Source organism: Lysobacter silvisoli (assembly GCF_003382365.1).
GTDB classification, from domain to species: domain Bacteria; phylum Pseudomonadota; class Gammaproteobacteria; order Xanthomonadales; family Xanthomonadaceae; genus Lysobacter; species Lysobacter silvisoli.
In genome coordinates, this window is record NZ_QTSU01000001.1 from 1,752,342 (window position 1) to 1,769,628 (window position 17,287).

Annotated in this window: 20 protein-coding genes; 16 read left to right on the top strand and 4 right to left on the bottom strand. The window is 68.6% G+C overall.

Annotated features, from left to right (window positions below; all coding sequences use genetic code 11):
- Positions 1-110: 110 nt before the first annotated feature.
- A complete protein-coding gene (locus DX914_RS07715; protein ID WP_115858413.1) occupies positions 111-797 on the bottom strand; it encodes an FKBP-type peptidyl-prolyl cis-trans isomerase N-terminal domain-containing protein in 687 nt (228 codons plus the stop codon).
- A 202-nt stretch (positions 798-999) separates the two neighbouring features.
- On the opposite strand from DX914_RS07715, the gene DX914_RS07720 reads away from it, so the two are divergent.
- The 16 genes from DX914_RS07720 to rnt all read left to right on the top strand — a co-directional run bounded on the left by DX914_RS07720 (position 1,000) and on the right by rnt (position 15,407).
- The gene (locus DX914_RS07720) at positions 1,000-1,782 is read left to right on the top strand and encodes an enoyl-CoA hydratase/isomerase family protein (RefSeq protein ID WP_115858414.1); all 783 of its coding nucleotides are present in this window, start codon (positions 1,000-1,002) and stop codon (positions 1,780-1,782) included.
- Positions 1,779-2,165, top strand: coding sequence for a hypothetical protein (locus DX914_RS20725; RefSeq protein WP_331250643.1), 387 nt, complete (start codon positions 1,779-1,781; stop codon positions 2,163-2,165). The genes DX914_RS07720 and DX914_RS20725 overlap by 4 nt, the downstream gene beginning before the upstream one ends.
- A gap of 137 nt (positions 2,166-2,302) precedes the next feature.
- Complete coding sequence (gene nth / locus DX914_RS07730) at positions 2,303-2,938, top strand: endonuclease III (RefSeq protein ID WP_231118230.1); 636 nt, start codon at positions 2,303-2,305, stop codon at positions 2,936-2,938.
- A gap of 344 nt (positions 2,939-3,282) precedes the next feature.
- Positions 3,283-4,506, top strand: coding sequence for an OprO/OprP family phosphate-selective porin (locus DX914_RS07735; RefSeq protein WP_115858417.1), 1,224 nt, complete (start codon positions 3,283-3,285; stop codon positions 4,504-4,506).
- Between the two features lie 187 nt (positions 4,507-4,693).
- Positions 4,694-5,767 (top strand): phosphate ABC transporter substrate-binding protein PstS, encoded by a 1,074-nt coding sequence (pstS, locus tag DX914_RS07740; protein WP_196778846.1) that lies wholly within the window; start codon positions 4,694-4,696, stop codon positions 5,765-5,767.
- 321 nt (positions 5,768-6,088) lie between these two features.
- The gene (gene pstS, locus DX914_RS07745) at positions 6,089-7,183 is read left to right on the top strand and encodes a phosphate ABC transporter substrate-binding protein PstS (RefSeq protein ID WP_115859181.1); all 1,095 of its coding nucleotides are present in this window, start codon (positions 6,089-6,091) and stop codon (positions 7,181-7,183) included.
- Between the two features lie 243 nt (positions 7,184-7,426).
- Entirely contained in the window at positions 7,427-8,395 is a 969-nt protein-coding gene (pstC, locus tag DX914_RS07750) for a phosphate ABC transporter permease subunit PstC (RefSeq protein WP_115858419.1), read from the top strand.
- Positions 8,395-9,291 (top strand): phosphate ABC transporter permease PstA, encoded by an 897-nt coding sequence (gene pstA / locus DX914_RS07755; protein ID WP_115858420.1) that lies wholly within the window; start codon positions 8,395-8,397, stop codon positions 9,289-9,291. The genes pstC and pstA overlap by 1 nt, the downstream gene beginning before the upstream one ends.
- A gap of 49 nt (positions 9,292-9,340) precedes the next feature.
- Positions 9,341-10,156 carry a phosphate ABC transporter ATP-binding protein PstB gene (gene pstB, locus DX914_RS07760; protein ID WP_231118176.1) on the top strand — a complete coding sequence of 272 codons (816 nt, stop codon included), beginning with the start codon at positions 9,341-9,343 and terminating at the stop codon, positions 10,154-10,156.
- Between the two features lie 160 nt (positions 10,157-10,316).
- Positions 10,317-11,027, top strand: coding sequence for a phosphate signaling complex protein PhoU (gene phoU / locus DX914_RS07765; RefSeq protein WP_115858422.1), 711 nt, complete (start codon positions 10,317-10,319; stop codon positions 11,025-11,027).
- Positions 11,028-11,266: 239 nt separating this feature from the next.
- A complete protein-coding gene (locus DX914_RS07770; RefSeq protein WP_115858423.1) occupies positions 11,267-11,782 on the top strand; it encodes an RNA polymerase sigma factor in 516 nt (171 codons plus the stop codon).
- Between the two features lie 106 nt (positions 11,783-11,888).
- Entirely contained in the window at positions 11,889-12,293 is a 405-nt protein-coding gene (locus DX914_RS07775) for an HvfA family oxazolone/thioamide-modified RiPP metallophore (protein WP_115859182.1), read from the top strand.
- A gap of 10 nt (positions 12,294-12,303) precedes the next feature.
- Positions 12,304-13,161: an HvfB family MNIO-type RiPP peptide maturase gene (locus DX914_RS07780; RefSeq protein ID WP_115858424.1), complete on the top strand. Its 858-nt coding sequence runs from the start codon at positions 12,304-12,306 to the stop codon at positions 13,159-13,161.
- Positions 13,154-13,939, top strand: a complete 786-nt coding sequence (locus DX914_RS07785; protein ID WP_115858425.1) for an HvfC family RiPP maturation protein — start codon at positions 13,154-13,156, stop codon at positions 13,937-13,939. The genes DX914_RS07780 and DX914_RS07785 overlap by 8 nt, the downstream gene beginning before the upstream one ends.
- A 61-nt stretch (positions 13,940-14,000) precedes the next feature.
- Entirely contained in the window at positions 14,001-14,651 is a 651-nt protein-coding gene (locus DX914_RS07790) for an HvfX family Cu-binding RiPP maturation protein (protein ID WP_115858426.1), read from the top strand.
- 114 nt (positions 14,652-14,765) lie between these two features.
- Positions 14,766-15,407 carry a ribonuclease T gene (gene rnt, locus DX914_RS07795; protein ID WP_115858427.1) on the top strand — a complete coding sequence of 214 codons (642 nt, stop codon included), beginning with the start codon at positions 14,766-14,768 and terminating at the stop codon, positions 15,405-15,407.
- Between the two features lie 15 nt (positions 15,408-15,422).
- On the opposite strand, the gene DX914_RS07800 is transcribed toward rnt, so the two are convergent.
- From DX914_RS07800 to rlmB, 3 genes are all read right to left on the bottom strand, one after another.
- Positions 15,423-15,860: an acetyltransferase gene (locus tag DX914_RS07800; protein WP_115858428.1), complete on the bottom strand. Its 438-nt coding sequence runs from the start codon at positions 15,858-15,860 to the stop codon at positions 15,423-15,425.
- 56 nt (positions 15,861-15,916) lie between these two features.
- Positions 15,917-16,234, bottom strand: a complete 318-nt coding sequence (gene sugE, locus DX914_RS07805; RefSeq protein WP_115858429.1) for a quaternary ammonium compound efflux SMR transporter SugE — start codon at positions 16,232-16,234, stop codon at positions 15,917-15,919.
- 199 nt (positions 16,235-16,433) lie between these two features.
- Positions 16,434-17,195 carry a 23S rRNA (guanosine(2251)-2'-O)-methyltransferase RlmB gene (gene rlmB, locus DX914_RS07810; RefSeq protein ID WP_115858430.1) on the bottom strand — a complete coding sequence of 254 codons (762 nt, stop codon included), beginning with the start codon at positions 17,193-17,195 and terminating at the stop codon, positions 16,434-16,436.
- Between the last annotated feature and the right edge of the window lie 92 nt (positions 17,196-17,287).

The following is a 17,287-nucleotide window of genomic DNA, read 5'->3' on the forward strand; positions in this document are numbered from 1 at the left end:
CGTATCGCGGCGGGCTCGGGACTTAGATCGTGGCGCTACGGCCGCGATGCAAGCCCCCGAAAAAAGTTGCGCCGGCAAGGCCGGCGCAACGGTGTTACGGCTGGGAGCGCTTACTTGGTGCTGACCAGCTTCAGTTCGAACTGCACCGCCACGTTCGGCGGGAACGGCGTGCGCGGGTCGGCGCCATAGGCCTTGTCCGGCGGCAGGGTCACTTCCCACTTCGAACCGGCCGGCATCTGCAGCAGCACTTCGCGCATGGCCTGCATTTCGATCTCGCTGACCTTGATGGCCGGGATCGCTTGCGGCGGACGCGCCTGCGCCGGACGCTCGCCCCAGGCGTAGGGACCGGCGACTTCCAACTGCACGGTGCTGGCCTGAGTGGGCTTGGCGCCGGTGCCGTTCTCGATCACGCGGTACTGCACGCCGCTGGGCAGGGTCTTGACCCCGGCCTTGGCCTTGTTGGCGGCCAGGTAGGTGTCGCTCTTGGTCTTGTTGGTGGCGGCGGTCTTTTCCCATTCGGCCTTGGCGCGGGCTTCCTGGCGCTGCTGCATGTTCTTGACCGCGGTGCGCAGCTGGTCGACCGGAACCGAGGGCTCCTTCTTGCCGTAGCCGTCCTGCAAGCCCTTGAGCACGGTATTCACATCGATCTGCTCGCCGCTTTCCACGGCGGTGCGGCCCCATTCGTAGCCCAGGGCGTAACTCAGCTTGCCCTTCTCGGACGAAGTGTCCTGCGCGACGGCGTTGCCGGCAGTCAGAGCCAAAGCCGCGACGGCGGCAGCGATCAAACGCAACTTCATTCGTGGGTATCTCCAGTAATGGCACGGGGCGGATCGCGCCGCCCCGTCGATAAGGCCCGATCGGGTCGAATGCGCCCGAATGGACGGGTTAGGATAGCGGCGGGCTGGCTTAACCGCCACTGACATCCCGGGCTCAGACCCCGCGGGCGCGCCGGAGTTCCGTACGCCCGCCCTGCCTCCTCCCCTCCAAACGCCTATTCACATGTCCTCATCGCCCCTGCTGACCTCCGATCGCGGCGCCGTGCGCACGATCACGGTGAACCGCCCCGACAAGCTGAACGCCCTCAACGCCCAGACCCTGGACGCCCTGCTGGAGGCCTTCGAGGCCGCCGCGGCCGATCCGGCGGTGCGCTGCGTGGTGCTGACCGGTGCCGGCCCCAAGGCCTTCGTGGCCGGCGCCGACATCGCCGAAATGAACGGACTGACTCCGGTCCAGGGCCGCGACTTCTCCCTGCGCGGGCAGAAGCTGATGCGCCGGATCGAGAAGATGCCCAAGCCGGTGATCGGCATGATCAACGGTTTCGCCCTGGGCGGCGGCCTGGAGCTGGCGATGGGCTGCCACCTGCGCATCGCCGCCGACAGCGCCAAGCTCGGCCAGCCCGAGGTCAACCTGGGCCTGATCCCCGGCTTCGGCGGCACCCAGCGCCTGCTGCGCCTGGCCGGCCGCGCCGCCACCCTGGAGCTGTGCCTGGTGGGCGCGCCCATCGACGCCCAGCGCGCGCGCGAACTGGGCATCGTCAACCGCGTGGTGCCGGCGGCCGAGTTGGAAGCGGAAACCGCCAAGCTGGCCGAACAACTGGCCGCGTCCGCGCCGCTGGCGCTGCGCGGCGTGCTGGACTGCGTGGCCGTGGGCGGCGAGTGCGGCATCGAAGAAGGTCTGGAGTACGAGACCGCGCAGTTCGGCCTGATGTTCGCCACCGACGACATGCGCGAAGGCACCGCGGCGTTCCTGGAGCGGCGCAAGCCGGCGTTCGCCGGCACGTGAGCGCCGCCTGCCGCTGCGGCTGCACGCGCGAGCATCCGGCGCACGCTATGGTCGCGGCGCTGGCGCAGGACGACGTGGACGGCGCCCTGCGCCTGGGCCTGCTCGACAGCGACGCCTGCGACGACTGCAGCGACGACTGCCGCGGCGGTTTGATCGACGCGCGCGATGCGCGCCTGCGCGCGCTGCAGGCGCGCGAGCGCTACCGTGCGCGCGATGCGCGCCTGCAACGGCGCGTGCAGGAGCGCGCCGCGCTGCGCAATGCGGCGCCCGTCGCCGCGACGCCCGACCGCCCCGCGGTTGCCACCGCTCCGGCCCTGCCCGCCGCTGCCGCCGCTGCGCTGGCGCGGGCCAAGGCCAAGGCCGCCGAACGCCACAAACCATGAGCCGCCATCCGCCCGCCAAGCCCGGCCGCCGCGCCGCGGCCCCGCCCGCCGCGAAGAAGGCCGCCAAGAAGGCGGCGAAGAAAGCGGTCGCCAAACCGCGCCGCCCGGCCCGCCTGTCCCCGGCCGAATCCGAGGACATGTTCGCGCGGCTCAAGGCGCTCAACCCCCACCCCACCACCGAACTCGAATACAGCACGCCCTACGAGCTGCTGGTGGCGGTGACCCTGTCGGCGCAGGCCACCGACGTGGGCGTGAACAAGGCCACGCGCAAGCTGTTCCCGGTGGCCAACACCCCGCAGGCCATCGCCGCTCTCGGCGTGGACGGGCTCAAGCCGTACATCGCCACCATCGGCCTGTACAACACCAAGGCCGCCAACGTGGTCGCCCTGTCGCAACGCCTGCTCGACGAGCACGGCGGCCAGGTGCCGCGCGACCGCGCCGCCCTGGAGGCCCTGCCCGGGGTCGGCCGCAAGACCGCCAACGTGGTGCTCAACACCGCCTTCGGCGAGCCGACCATGGCGGTGGACACGCACATCTTCCGGGTCGCCAACCGCACCGGCCTGGCCCCGGGCAAGACCGTGCGCGCGGTCGAGGACGGCCTGCTCAAGGCGGTGCCGCCGGACTACCTGCACGACGCCCACCACTGGCTGATCCTGCACGGACGTTACGTCTGCAAGGCACGCAAACCCGACTGCCCGCACTGCGCGATCCGCGATCTGTGCCGCTATCCGGACAAGACCCCGGGCGAGCCGGAGCCCGTGGCCTCTGATTAAGGGCGGCGCCTGGGGGACAGCCCTGGCCTCTGCTCGTCGTTTAGGGAATAGCCCCGGCCTTTGCTCGTCATCCCCGCGAACGCGGGGATCCACGGCTTCATCCAGGCATGACGCTGAAGTCTCTGGATCCCCGCCTTCGCGGGGATGACGGATCGGAGCGACGCTGACCCGGCAGCTCGGTTCCAGCGGACCGCCTGAATGGACGGGCGCGCGTCTGGTCTTGACCCCATCCGGCCGGACCGTCACCAATCGGTCACGGCAGCGAAATAAGTCAGTCCTGTCATATTTACGCAACTTTCACACCCTAGCCTGCGCGGCATCCACCCACGCCCTAGGGCTTCCCCATGAAACTCTCCCGCAGCACCCTGTCCGTCGCGCTGCTCGCCGCGCTCGCCGCGCCGGCCGCGCACGCCGAAGTCGCCCTGGACGTCATCGGCAACTCCGAAGTCAGCTTCGAAGGCCTGGTGCAGGCCGACTTCTACAGCTACGGCAACGACCTGAAGAACCTCAACGTCGACGCCCCGGACGGCTCCGATTCCGACAACGAGCTGCGCCGCGCCGAGCTGGTGCTCAAGGGCAAGGGCCCAGGCAACTTCGAGTGGGTGCTGGGTTACGACGCCAAGGACGACAAGTTCCTGGACGTGAACGTCAAGTACAAGTTCGGCAACAACGCCAACCACTTCATCCAGGTGGGCCAGTTCAAGCAGCCCAACAGCATGGAAGAGCTGTCGTCGACGAAGAACAACGACTTCATCGCCAAGGGCTCGATCACCAACACCTTCGGCGTGGCCCGCCGCGTCGGCGTGGGCTACTACTACGGCGACGTCAACTGGGGCGTCAACGCCACCTACTTCAGCCGCGAGCTGACGCGTAACCGCAAGCACGGCAACGGCTTCGGTCTGCGCGGCACCTGGGCGCCGATCAACGAGACCGGCAACATCCTGCACTTCGGCCTGTCGCACATGGACTACGACGCCGACCTGGGCGGCACCGCCGCGCTCAACACCGGCGACATCGTGTCCTTCAGCGCGCGTCCGCTGGCCGACATCTCGCAGACCCTGGTCAGCACCGGCAACATCACCCGCTCCGACCGCGTCGCCACCACCGGCTTCGAAGGCCTGTGGGTGCGCGGCCCGTTCAAGCTGCAGGGCGAGTACATGAAGACCAGCGTGCAGCGCTACGGCGGCTCGCCCGACGTGGACTTCGACGGCGGCTACATCAGCGGCCTGTGGAACATCACCGGCGAGAGCTGGGGCTACAAGTCGGGCACCCCGACCACCCCGCTGCCCGATAACCCCGGCCTGGGCATGTGGCAGGTCGGTCTGCGCTACGACACCATCGACCTCAACGACGGCACCGGCAACACCACCACCGGCGCCACCACCGGCGTGCTGGGCGGCGAACAGGACGCCTGGACCGTGGGCGTGAACTGGTACTGGCGCTCGAACTTCAAGTTCATGCTGAACTACGTCAAGGTCGACAGCAGCAAGTGGGTCGGCGGCACCACCCGCCGCTACGTCGACGACAACCCGAACATCACCGAAGTGCGCATGCAGTTCTACTGGTAATCGTCGGGCGGTACCGCTTCTCTCTCCCCCCTCGCTGTATCGTTCGCAAAACCTTCGGGGCGCGGCCGCAACGCCGCGCCCCTTTTTGTTGCGCGCGCGCCGCCGCGGTAAGGCCGACAGATTTCAACCGCAAGTCGCGTGTCACCGGTTTGTCACATACCGGACCCGCGACTGTCATCGAACCGTTATGAAATGCGCCCCGAGCGGGCCCGTGCCCGTCGTCTCTCTTCAGGAGCCCTCCGTGTTCAAGTCCATCCGCTTCCGCCTGGCCGCGCTCGCGCTCGCCAGCGCCTTCGTCGTCAACGCCCACGCCGCCGACGTCACCGGCGCCGGCGCTTCCTTCGTGTTCCCGCTGATGTCCAAGTGGTCGTCCGACTACGCCAAGGCCACCCAGAAGAAGGTCAACTACCAGTCGATCGGCTCCGGCGGCGGCATCGCCCAGATCAAGGCCGGCACCGTCGATTTCGGTTCCTCCGACGCCCCGCTCAAGCCCGACGAGCTGGCCAAGTTCGGCCTGGCCCAGTTCCCGTCGGTGATCGGCGGCGTGGTGCCGGTGGTCAACGTGCCGGGCGTGGCCTCGGGCGCGATGAAGCTCGACGGCGAGACCCTGGCCAACATCTTCCTCGGCAAGATCACGATGTGGAACGATCCGGCCATCGTCGCCCTGAACGGCGGCATCCAGCTGCCGAACAAGAAGATCACCGTGGTCCACCGCTCCGACGGTTCGGGCACCACCTTCAACTTCGTCAACTACCTGTCCAAGGTCAGCGGCGAGTGGAAGACCAAGGTCGGCGAAGGCACCTCGGTCAAGTGGCCGGTGGGCATCGGCGGCAAGGGCAACGAAGGCGTGGCCGCTTACGTCAAGCAGATCCAGGGCGGCATCGGCTACGTCGAGATGTCCTACGCGCTGCAGAACAAGATGACCTATTCGCGCGTGAAGAACGCCGAAGGCAACTTCATCGTTCCCAGCGACGAGAGCTTCCAGGCCGCCGCCGCCAGCGCCGACTGGGCCAACGCCAAGGATTTCTACCTGGTGATGACCAACGCCCCGGGCGCCAAGTCCTGGCCGATCACCGCCACCAACTTCATCCTGATGTACCGCCAGCCCAAGAACGCCGAAGGCGCCAAGAACGCCAAGCAGTTCTTCCGCTGGGCCTACGCCAACGGCGACGCCCAGGCCAAGGCCCTGGACTACGTCCCGCTGCCGCCGGCGCTGGTGCAGCAGATCGAGGCTTACTGGTCGGCGAACATGAATTACTGATCCTTGCGGATCGGTTGCACGGAACGGGCCTTCGGGCCCGTTCTGCGTTCTGGGGGCTCTGTCTTCCCTTCTCCCGCCTGCGGGAGAAGGTGCCCGAAGGGCGGATGAGGGCGCGCGACATGCGGGGGCGGCGCGAGACCGGCACCCCGCGCGCCCTCACCCCAACCCCTCTCCCGCAGGCGGGAGAGGGGCCTCAGCCCCAACCAGCCTTTCACTACAAATTCGTTACCGAACGATGTCATAGCGCTGTAACAAAAAGATCATCAAATGGCGCAGCCAGCCGACGAGCCTAGTCGGCACCCCCTGTATATGGAGTTGCGCATGACCCGCTCGCCGGCCCGCCTCGCCGCCCTCACCCTCGCCATCGCGCTGGCCGCCAGCGCCTGCCAGCCCGGCACCGACGCGGGCAAGGCCCCGGCCGCCAACGGCGCCGCCGCCGACAGCGCCGCGCCGGCCGGCGACAAGGTTGCCGCGCAGATCACCGGCGCCGGCGCCACCTTCATCTATCCGCTGCTGTCGAAATGGTCGGACGACTACCACAAGAGCACCGGCGCCAAGGTCAACTACCAGTCGATCGGCTCCGGCGGCGGCATCGCCCAGATCAAGGCCGGCACCGTCGACTTCGGTTCCTCCGACAAGCCGCTGCCGCCGGAAGAGCTGGCCGCCGCGGGCCTGGGCCAGTTCCCCTCCGCCATCGGCGGCGTGGTGCCGGTGGTCAACGTGGAAGGCCTCGAGGCCGGCAAGCTGCGCCTGACCGGCCCGCTGCTGGCCGACATCTTCCTGGGCAAGGTCGCGACCTGGAACGACCCGGCGATCGCCGCGGTCAACCCGGGCGTGGCGCTGCCGGCGGTCAAGATCAACATCGTCCACCGCTCCGACGGTTCGGGCACCACCTTCAACTTCGCCAACTACCTGTCCAAGGTCAGCCCGGAGTGGAAGAGCAAGGTCGGCGAAGGCACCTCGGTGCAGTGGCCGGGCGGCGTGGGCGGCAAGGGCAACGAAGGCGTGGCTTCGTACGTGAAACAGATCAAGGGTTCGATCGGCTACGTCGAACTGGCCTACGCGCTGCAGAACAAGATGGCCTACACCCAGCTGCAGAACGCGGCCGGAAAGTTCGTCGAGCCCAACGCCGCCGCCTTCCAGGCTGCCGCGGCGGGCGCCGATTGGGCTAACGCCAAGGACTTCAATCTGGTCATCACCAATGCCGCCGGCGAAGGCGCGTGGCCGATCACCGCCACCAACTTCATCCTGATGTACAAGCAGCCCAAGGACGCCAAGCGCGCCGCCGACACCCGCGCGTTCTTCAAGTGGGCCTTCGAGCAGGGCCAGGAACAAGCCAAGGGTCTGGACTACGTGCCGCTGCCGCCGGAACTGGTCAAGCAGATCGAGGGATATTGGGCGGCGGAGTTCAAGTGACGCATCGGCCCGAGCCCGCGCAAGCGGGCTCGGCTTTGCCGATGCGTCATCCCCGCGTAGGCGGGGATCCAGAAACTTCAGCGCCATGCCCCGATGAGAGGTTCGTCGCGATGTAGCCCTGGATGTTCGGCTACGCCGAAGTGAAGCAGAGCCCGCGTTCGCGGGAATGACGGCAACAGCAACAGCAACAACAACAACAACAGCACCACCCAGCCCGCAGGCCCAGACGGACCCCACCCCGCAATGAACGCGACCGCCTTACCGACGACCGCACCGCAAGCCCGCGACCACGCCGACGCGCGCAACGACCGCCTGTTCCGCTACGTGCTCACCGCCACGGTGATCTTCGTGCTGTTCGCCCTGGCCGGCGCCGCGCTGTCCATGCTCTGGGGCGGCCGCAGCGTGCTCGCCAGCGAAGGGCTGGACTTCTTCATCACCGCGCAGTGGAACCCGGTGGAGAACCAGTACGGCGCGCTGGTGCCGATCTACGGCACCATCGTCACCGCCCTGATCGCCATGCTCATCGCCGTGCCGGTGAGCTTCGGCATCGCCTTCTTCCTGACCGAAGTGGCGCCGCGCTGGGCGCGCGGCCCGATCGGCACCGCGATCGAACTGCTGGCCGGCATCCCCTCGATCATCTACGGCATGTGGGGCCTGTTCGTGCTGGTGCCGGTGATGACCGAGTACGTCACGCCCTGGCTCAACGACCACGTCGGCACCTGGCCGGTGATCGGCAAGCTGTTCCAGGGCCCGCCGCTGGGCATCGGCATGCTCACCGCCGGCATCGTGCTGGCGATCATGGTCATTCCCTTCATCTCCTCGGTCATGCGCGAAGTGTTCCTGACCGTGCCCACGCGGCTGAAGGAATCGGCCTACGCGCTGGGCTCGACCAAGTGGGAAGTGAGCTGGGACATCGTCCTGCCCTACACCCGCTCGGCGGTGATCGGCGGCATCTTCCTGGGCCTGGGCCGCGCCCTGGGCGAGACCATGGCCGTGGCCTTCGTGATCGGCAACTCGGTCAACTTCTCCGCCTCGCTGCTGGAGCCGGGCACCACCATCGCCGCGCTGATCGCCAACGACTTCGGCGAGGCCACCGAAACCTACCGCTCGGCGCTGCTGCTGCTGGGCTTCGTGCTGTTCATCGTCACCTTCGTGGTGCTGGCGGCTGCGCGACTGATGCTGATGCAACTGGCGCGCAAGGAGGGCAACTGATGGCCGCCGCCAACCCCACCGACGTGGCCGCGCAGCACCGCGCCGCCGACGCGCTGTACCGCCGCCGCCGCATCGGCAACGCGGTGGCGATCCTCGCCGCCTGCGCCGCCGCGCTGTTCGGCCTGTTCTTCCTCGGCTGGATCCTGTGGACCCTGGTGTCCAAGGGCCTGGGCGGCATCAACTGGGCGCTGTTCACCCAGAACACGCCGCCGCCGATGCAGGAAGGCGGCCTGCTCAACGCCTTCTTCGGCAGCGCGGTGATGTGCGCCATCGCCATCCTGATCGGCACCCCGCTGGGCATCGCCGCCGGCACCTGGCTGGCCGAGTACGGCAACGCGCGCAAGATCGGCACCGTGGTGCGCTTCGTCAACGACATCCTGCTGTCGGCGCCGTCGATCGTGCTGGGCCTGTTCGTCTACACCCTGGTGGTGATGCAGACCGGCGGCAACTTCTCGGCCCTGGCCGGCGCCATCGCCCTGGCCTTCATCGTGCTGCCGGTGGTGGTGCGCACCACCGACGAGATGCTGCGGCTGGTGCCGGCGCAGATGCGCGAAGCCGCGCTGTCGCTGGGCGTGCCGCAGTGGAAGGTGATCGTGCAGGTGCTGTACCGCAGCGCCTCGGCCGGCATCGTCACCGGCATCCTGTTGGCGCTGGCGCGCATCAGCGGCGAAACCGCGCCGCTGCTGTTCACCGCCTTCGGCAACCAATACTGGAGCGCGAACGTGCTGCAGCCGATGGCCAGCGTGCCGGTGGTGATGAACCAGTTCGCCGGCAGCCCCTACGAATCCTGGCAGACGCTGGCCTGGGCAGGCGCCCTGGTGCTGACCTGCTTCGTGCTGTTCGTCAGCCTGTTCGCCCGCACCGTGATCCTGCGCAAGCGAGTCTCCCATGACTGACCTGCGCACCCCCGACCTCAATCTTCGCAACCTAGACCGGACTCCGGCCATGAACGACGCCCGCCTCAATCTCGCCACCCCGGAGCGGGACGCCGCCGCCACGGCCGCCGCGCCGGTCAAGCTCGCCGCGCGCGGGCTGGACTTCTACTACGACAAGTTCCACGCGCTCAAGAGCATCAACCTGGAGATCCCGGAGAAGCAGGTCACCGCCTTGATCGGCCCCTCCGGCTGCGGCAAGTCCACCCTGCTGCGCATCTTCAACCGCATCTACGCCCTGTACCCCAAGCTGGAGGCCAGGGGCGAGGTGCTGCTGGATGGCGAGAACATTCTCGATCCGAAGTACCCGATGAACCGCCTGCGCAGCAAGGTCGGCATGGTGTTCCAGAAGCCGGTGCCGTTCCCGATGACCATCTTCGAGAACGTGGCCTACGGCATCCGCCACCACGAAAAGCTGTCCAAGAGCGAGATGAACGACCGCGTCGAGCACGCGCTGCGCCAGGGCGCGCTGTGGGACGAGGTCAAGGACAAGCTCGGCCAGAGCGCGCTGGGCCTGTCCGGCGGCCAGCAGCAGCGCCTGTGCATCGCCCGCGCGGTGGCTCTGCGCCCGTCGGTGCTGCTGCTCGACGAGCCGACCTCGGCGCTGGACCCGATCTCCACCAGCCGCATCGAGCAACTGGTGGAAGAGCTGAAGAAGGACTACACGATCGCGATCGTGACCCACAACATGCAGCAGGCCGCGCGCGTGTCCGACTTCACCGCCTTCATGTACCTGGGCGACCTGATCGAGCACGGCCCCACCGAAACCATTTTCTCCAAGCCGAGCAAGCAGCAGACCGAGGATTACATCACCGGCCGGTTCGGCTAAGGCGACACGAGCCCCCTCTCACGCTTGCGGGAGAGGGGTTGGGGTGAGGGCACGCGGCCTAACAAACTCGCGCCGTCATCCGCGTTTCGCACGCCCTCATCCGCCCTACGGGCACCTTCTCCCGCAGGCGGGAGAAGGGAAAGGCAAACAGGACACACTCATGAGCACCCACATGCACGACCACATCGTCAAGAGCTACGACGAAGAGCAGCGCCGCCTGCTGGACGAAACCCTGCGCATGGGCGAGATGGCCGCCTCGCAGCTGGAGGCCGCGCTGGACGTGGTCGAACGCCGCGACGACAAGGCCGCCGAGCGCATCATCGCCAACGACGAGGCGATCGACGCGCTGGAGCAGGAAATCAGCCACGACGTGATGAAGCTGGCCCTGCGCGGCCCGATGGCGCGCGACCTGCGCGAGATCCTGGCCGCGATCCGCATCGCCGCCGACATCGAACGCGTGGGCGACTACGCGGCCAACGTGGCCAAGCGCTCCACCGCGCTGAACCTGTCGCCGCCGCTGCCGCACATCGGCGGACTGCATGCCCTGGGCACCCTGGCGGTGAAGCAGCTGCGCGACGTGCTGACCGCCTACCGCGACAACGACATCGAGCTGGCCCAACGCGTGCGCGCGCGCGACGCCGAGATCGACACCGCCTACACCGGCCTGTTCCGCGAGCTGCTCACCTACATGATGGAGGACGCGCGCAGCATCACCCCCTGCACGCACCTGCTGTTCATGGCCAAGAACATCGAGCGCATCGGCGACCACGCCACCAACATCGCCGAGAACGTCTGGTTCCTGGTCAAGGGCGAAGAGCTGCTGCCGCCGCGCGAGAAGCGCGACACGACCAACACCACCGGCGCGGTCTGAAACCGCCCCGCCCGGCTCCGCATCGCGGGCCGGGCCGCGGCGCCCGCATGGCGCCGTTTCGCGCTGCAGCGCAACAAACCTGCAAACGGTTCCAGCGTTCGCCAGCTGAACCGAAGCCCAACAAAACCGCCCGCGTCGCCTCCGGGGCGAACCGTTTGCCGTAATCCCTAACTCTTGGTACATGTCCGTAGCGCCCCGCTACGGTTTATGTGGCAAGGATTCGGAGGGATACGAAGGGCATGACGGTTTCGATGGCTCATGGCGACCTGGCCGCGGCCCATTCCGGCGATCGCGCGGCGCTGGAGCGGGTGCTCGCGCACTCGCGCCAGGACCTGCGCCGTTATGCCGAATTCCATTGCGTGATCAACGACATCGAGGACGCCGTCCAGGAGTCGCTGATCACCGTCTCGCGCAAGCTGCGCGACCTGCGCTCGCTGGAGTGCTTCGCCTCCTGGACTTTCCGCATCGTCAAGCGCGAGTGCAACCGGCTCAAGCGCGGCATGCGCCTGTTGACCGGCGACGCCATCACCGAGAACATCCTGCCGGTGGTGCTGCCCGAGCCCTGCGAGTGGCGCCACGACGTGGCCGCCGCCCTGGAGTCGTTGCCGGACCACTACCGCGAAGTGGTGCTGTTGCGCGACCTGGAGGGCCTGACCATCGCCGAAATCGGCGAACGCCTCGAGCTGACCCGCGAAGCGGTCAAGGCGCGCCTGCACCGGGCGCGCGTGCTGGCACGCGAATACCTGGATCCATGAACAGTTTTCATACACGGAAGCCGGCACACTCGCCCGGCGTCCGCCCCGCGTTTCCCACCGGCGGGTTGCCCCCGTCATTATCGCCAACGTAATGGAGAGCAAGCGCATGTCCAAGCAGATCAAGAAACCCGTCGCCCTCGCGCTCGGCGCCGCCCTGGTAGGCGGTATCGGCCTGTCGTCGTCCGCCTTCGCCATGAGCGACCTCGCCCAGGGCTACGTGCTGGGTGCGCAGCAGGCGCAGACGGCCGAGAAGGCCGCCGATGCCAAGGCCACCGACGCCAAGGCCGCCGAAGGCAAGTGCGGCGCCGACAAGAAGACCGGCGAAGGCAGCTGCGGCGCCGACAAGGACAAGAAGCACGCCGAGGGCAAGTGCGGCGAAGGCAAGTGCGGCGCCGACAAGAAGAAGGCCGGCGAAGGCAAGTGCGGTGAAGGCAAGTGCGGCGCCGACAAGGACAAGAAGAAGGCCGGTGAAGGCAAGTGCGGCGAAGGCAAGTGCGGTGGCTCGGTCTGAGCCACGCGCCATGGACGGCGCGCGTCCGCTGAATGCGGACGCCGTCGGACTGGGCTTGCGGCGGGCCCTGCTGGGCCCGCTGCGGTCGGCCGCGGCCGGCGATTTCGATTTCCTGGAATTGGCGCCGGAGAACTGGATCGGCGTCGGCGGTCGCTACGGCGAGGCCCTGCGCGAGCTGTCCGCGCGCCACCCGCTGGTCTGCCACGGCCTGTCGCTGTCGCTGGGCGGCACCGCGCCGCTGGACGAAACCTTCCTGATCCGCGTGCGCCGCTTCCTCGACCAGCATCAGGTGCGCTGCTACAGCGAGCACCTGAGCTATTGCAGCGACGACGGCCACCTCTACGACCTGCTGCCCATCCCCTTCACCGAGGAGGCGGTGCACCACGTGGCCGCGCGCATCCGCCGCACCCAGGACATCGTCGGCCGGCGCATCGCCATCGAGAACACCTCGACCTACGCCCATCCACACCAGGAGATGAGCGAGATCGACTTCACCAACGCGGTCCTGGCCGAGGCCGACTGCGACCTGCTGCTGGACGTCAACAACGTCTACGTCAACGCGATCAACCACCGCTACGACGCCAGCGCCTTCCTGGCCGCGCTGCCGGGCGAGCGCATCGCCTACATCCATGTCGCCGGCCATTACGACGAGGCCGAGGACCTGAAGATCGACACCCACGGCGCGCCGGTCAAGGACGCGGTGTGGGCGTTGCTGGGCGAGGCCTACCGCCGTTTCGGCGCGCGCCCGACCCTGCTGGAACGCGACTTCAATTTCCCGCCCTACGCCGAGCTGGTGGCCGAGCTGGACACCGTGCGCGCGGTGCTGCGCGAGCATGCGCCCACGCAGGCGCGCCAGGCCCATGGCTGAGCCGCAGCACGAAGCGCCCGCGCGCCTGCGCGCGCAGCAGTTCGAACTGACCCGGCACCTGCGCGATCCCAGCGCCAGCCCGGCGCCGTCCGGCATCGAGGAACGGCGCCTGGAGATCTACCGCGGCCTGCTGTTCAACAACGTGCTGGGCCTGCTGTCGGGCAACTTTCCGGTGATCGCCGAGCTGCTGGGCGAGGACGACTGGGCCACGCTGGTGCGCGACTTCTATCGCGACCACCGTTGCCACACGCCGCTGTTTCCGGAGCTGGCGCGCGAGTTCCTGCGCTATCTTGAAGACCGCGACACCCTGCCCTATGCCTTCCTGCCGGAACTGGCGCACTACGAGTGGGTGGAACTGGCGCTGCAGATGTCCGAGGCGCAGCCCGCCGACGCCATCGACGGCGGCGCCGACCTGCTCGAGGCCGCGCCGGCGCTATCGCCGCTGGCCTGGGCGCTGGCCTATGCCTGGCCGGTGCACCGCATCGGCCCGGACTACCGGCCCGACGCGCCACCGCCGCAGCCGACCTTGCTGCTGCTGCGCCGCGAGGCCGACGGCGAGGTGCGGTTCTCCGAACTGAGCCCGCTGGCCTACCGCCTGATCGAACGCCTGAGCGAATCGCCGCAGCTCAGCGGCCGCGAGCAACTGCGCGCGCTGGCGGCCGAGGCCGGCAGCGACGACGTCGAGGGCTTCGTGATCCAGGGCCACGCGCTGTTGCAGCAGATGCGCGCCAGCGGCGCGATCTTGGGCGGCGCGATCTTCGATAGCGCGAACCCTTAGGCCCGGTCGGCGCCTCTATGGGAAAAGCGCCGGCGGTTCCGGCGCGTTCCGAGAGACCGCTATGCCGTCCCTGTTCCGCTGCGCCGCGTCCCTGCGCGACCGCCTCGAAGGCCTAGGCGCCTGGACCGCGCCGCTGGGCCTGCGCCTGATCCTGGCCTGGGAGTTCTACGAATCCGGCCGCGAAAAACTGCACGGGGAAAACTGGTTCGGCGACGTAATGGCCGCGTTCCCGTTCCCGTTCGACCGCGTGCCGGCGAACCTGAGCTGGAGCCTGGCGACATGGTTCGAGTTGATCGGCGGCATCGCCCTGCTGCTGGGCCTGGGCACGCGCGTGTTCGCCGCCGCGCTGTTCGTGCTGACCGTGGTCGCGATCGCCGCCGTGCACTGGCCGCAGGACTGGATGGGCCTGAGCCAGCTCGCCCAGGGCTATGCGATCACCGACCAGGGTGCGGGCAACTACAAGCTGCCGCTGCTGTTCCTGGTCATGCTGTGGCCGCTGATCCTGCGCGGCCCCGGCCGGCTCAGCCTGGACGCGCTGATCGCCCGCCGCGGCGCGCTGCCGCAACCGCAGGCCGACACCCTGGCCTGGGGCGTGGCCGCGGCGCTGTTCGGCGCGGTCGCGGCGATGCTGCTGCCGCTGCCCGGCCTGGTGCTGGCCGCCGCCGGCCTGGCGCTGCTGGCGGCGCAGGCCCTGCGCCGCCACACACGTTGAACGCCCCACTCCCGTCCTCGTCCCCGCGCTTGCGGACGCGGGCGGGGGTGCGGGCACCGCCCGTGCGACCGCCGCGCCGCAGGCCCGATACGCGCGTCTGCTAGGCTTTCACGCATGACCGATGCCGGCCCCGCCTCCTCCACCGCTGTGGCTCCACTGCGTTTGAACACCCGATTCCGCGGCTTCCTGCCGGTCGTGGTCGATGTCGAAACCGGGGGTTTCGACTGGAACCGCCATGCCCTGCTGGAAATCGCGGTGCTGCCGCTGGAGCTGGACGAGCACGGCCAGCTGATCCCCGGCATCACCACCAGCGCGCACGTGGTGCCCGCGCCGGGCACCCTGATCGACCCCAAGTCGCTGGAAATCACCGGCATCGACATCGACCACCCCTTCCGCGACGCCAAGCCCGAACGCGCGGCGCTGGAAGCGGTGTTCGCGCCGGTGCGCGAGGCCTGCAAGCGCCACGGCTGCCAGCGCGCGATCCTGGTCGGCCACAACGCCCACTTCGACCTCAACTTCCTCAACGCCGCCGTCGCCCGCAGCGGCCACAAGCGCAACCCCTTCCACCCTTTCAGCGTGTTCGACACCGTGACCCTGGGCGGCCTGGCCTACGGCCAGACCGTGCTCGCGCGTGCGGTGCAGGCCGCGGGCTTCCACTGGAACGCCGAAGAGGCGCACTCGGCCGTGTACGACGCCGAGCGCACCGCGGAGCTGTTTTGCAAGGTGGTCAATGCCTGGCCGGCGCCGGTGGGCTGATCCCGTCGGTGGCGCTTATTGCGGCAAAAACGCCATGTGGATCAGCGGAAAATGCCGCCCCTGCGCATCGGTCTCCGAGCGCCCGGTATCGACGAAGCCATAGCGCCGGTAGAAACCGTGCGCCTGCGGGTTTTGTTCGTTGACGTCGACGGTCAAGGCGCCGTGCAGGGCGCGCGCGTGATCCAGCAGGCGCGTGCCGATGCCGCGGCCGCGCAGCAACGGGTCCAGGAACAGCATTTCCACTTGCGCGCCGGCCAGGCCGATGAAGCCGGCGACGGCGTCTGCGTCTTCGTATACCCAGACTTCGACCGCATCCAGATAGACGTCGCGCACCTGCGGCAGCAGTTCGGCGATGTCGGCCTCGCCGAGGAAGTCGTGGGTGGCGCGGACCGAATGCTCCCAGATCTGCACCAGGCGCGCGCGGTCGCTGCGTTCGGCGCGGCGTATCGTCATGGCGTTCTCGCTGAAGCTCCGGCGCGATACGGTATCGCGCCGGAGCGGGTTGCGCGTTACGGCGTGGCCAGCTTCAAGCCGACCAGGCCGGCCACGATCAGTACGATGCTGCCCGCGCGCAAGGCGTTCATCGGCTCGTCGAACAGGAGGGTGCCCAGGATCACCGTGCCCACCGCGCCCACGCCCACCCAGATCGCGTAGGCCGTGCCCACCGGCAGCGACTTCATCGCCAGGCCCAGCAGGCCCACGCTGATCGCCATCGCCGCGACCGTGCCCACGGACGGCCACAGGCGGGTGAAACCCTCGGTGTACTTGAGGCCGATCGCCCAGCCCACTTCGAACAGGCCGGCGAGAATCAGCAGGATCCAGGGCATGACGGAACTCCCATGTCGATGGGGCCGTCCCCTTGCGAAACGCGCGCCGCATCGTATGGCCATGGCGGCCGGGCTGCGCGGACCCGAGTCGTCTCGGGTCGAGGGCCATTATAAGGGCGTGCCCGCGCCCGTGAGCGCGGAGCCGGGCGCCGGGTCAGCGGGGGGTTCATTGCCTGCCGGCGTGCGCTGGGAGCGCGACTCAACGGCTGCGCTGGCGCACCGCTTCGAACAGGGTCACGCCCGCGGCCACGGATACGTTCAGGCTCTCCACCGCCGCGCCTTCGGCCGCGCCGCCGGGCATGGGGATCTTGACCAGCTGGTCGCAGTTCTCGCGGGTCAGGCGGCGCAGGCCGTCGGCTTCGCCGCCGAGCACCAGGCCGACGTTGCCGCGCAGGTCCAGGTCGTAGAGCGAGGCTTCGGCTTCGCCGGCCAGGCCGTACAGCCACACGCCCAGCTGCTGCAGCTCGCGCAGGCTGCGCGCCAGGTTGGTGACCGGAATGATCGGAATGCTGTCGGCGGCGCCGGCCGAGGTCTTGCGCACGGTGGCGTTGATCTGCACCGCGCGGTCTTTGGGAATGATGACGACCGTGACCCCGGCCGCGGCCGCGCTGCGCAGGCAGGCGCCCAGGTTGTGCGGGTCCTGCACGCCGTCGAGCACCAGCACCAAGGCGCGGCCCTCGGCGCCTTCGACCAGGCCCTGCAGTTCGCTTTCGCCCCAGGTCTTGGCCGCGGCGTAACGCGCCACCGCGCCCTGGTGGCGCAGGCCGCCGGCCACGCCGTCCAGCGCCTGCCCCGCGACCCGGCGCACATCGATGCCGGCACGGCGCGCGTTGCTTTCGATCTCGGCCAGGCGCGGGTTCTTGGCGCCGGCTTCGATCAGCACTTCGCGCACGTTGTCGGCATCGTGCTCGATCGCCGCCGAGACTGCGTTGATGCCGGCGATCCATTGTTTCTGGCTCATGGGGGTTCCGAAAACGGGGTTGGGGCTAGGCGGAGAATTCTAAGCTACTGGCGTCCGACCGGCCCGACGGCAGCAGTCCCCCCTCTTTGAAA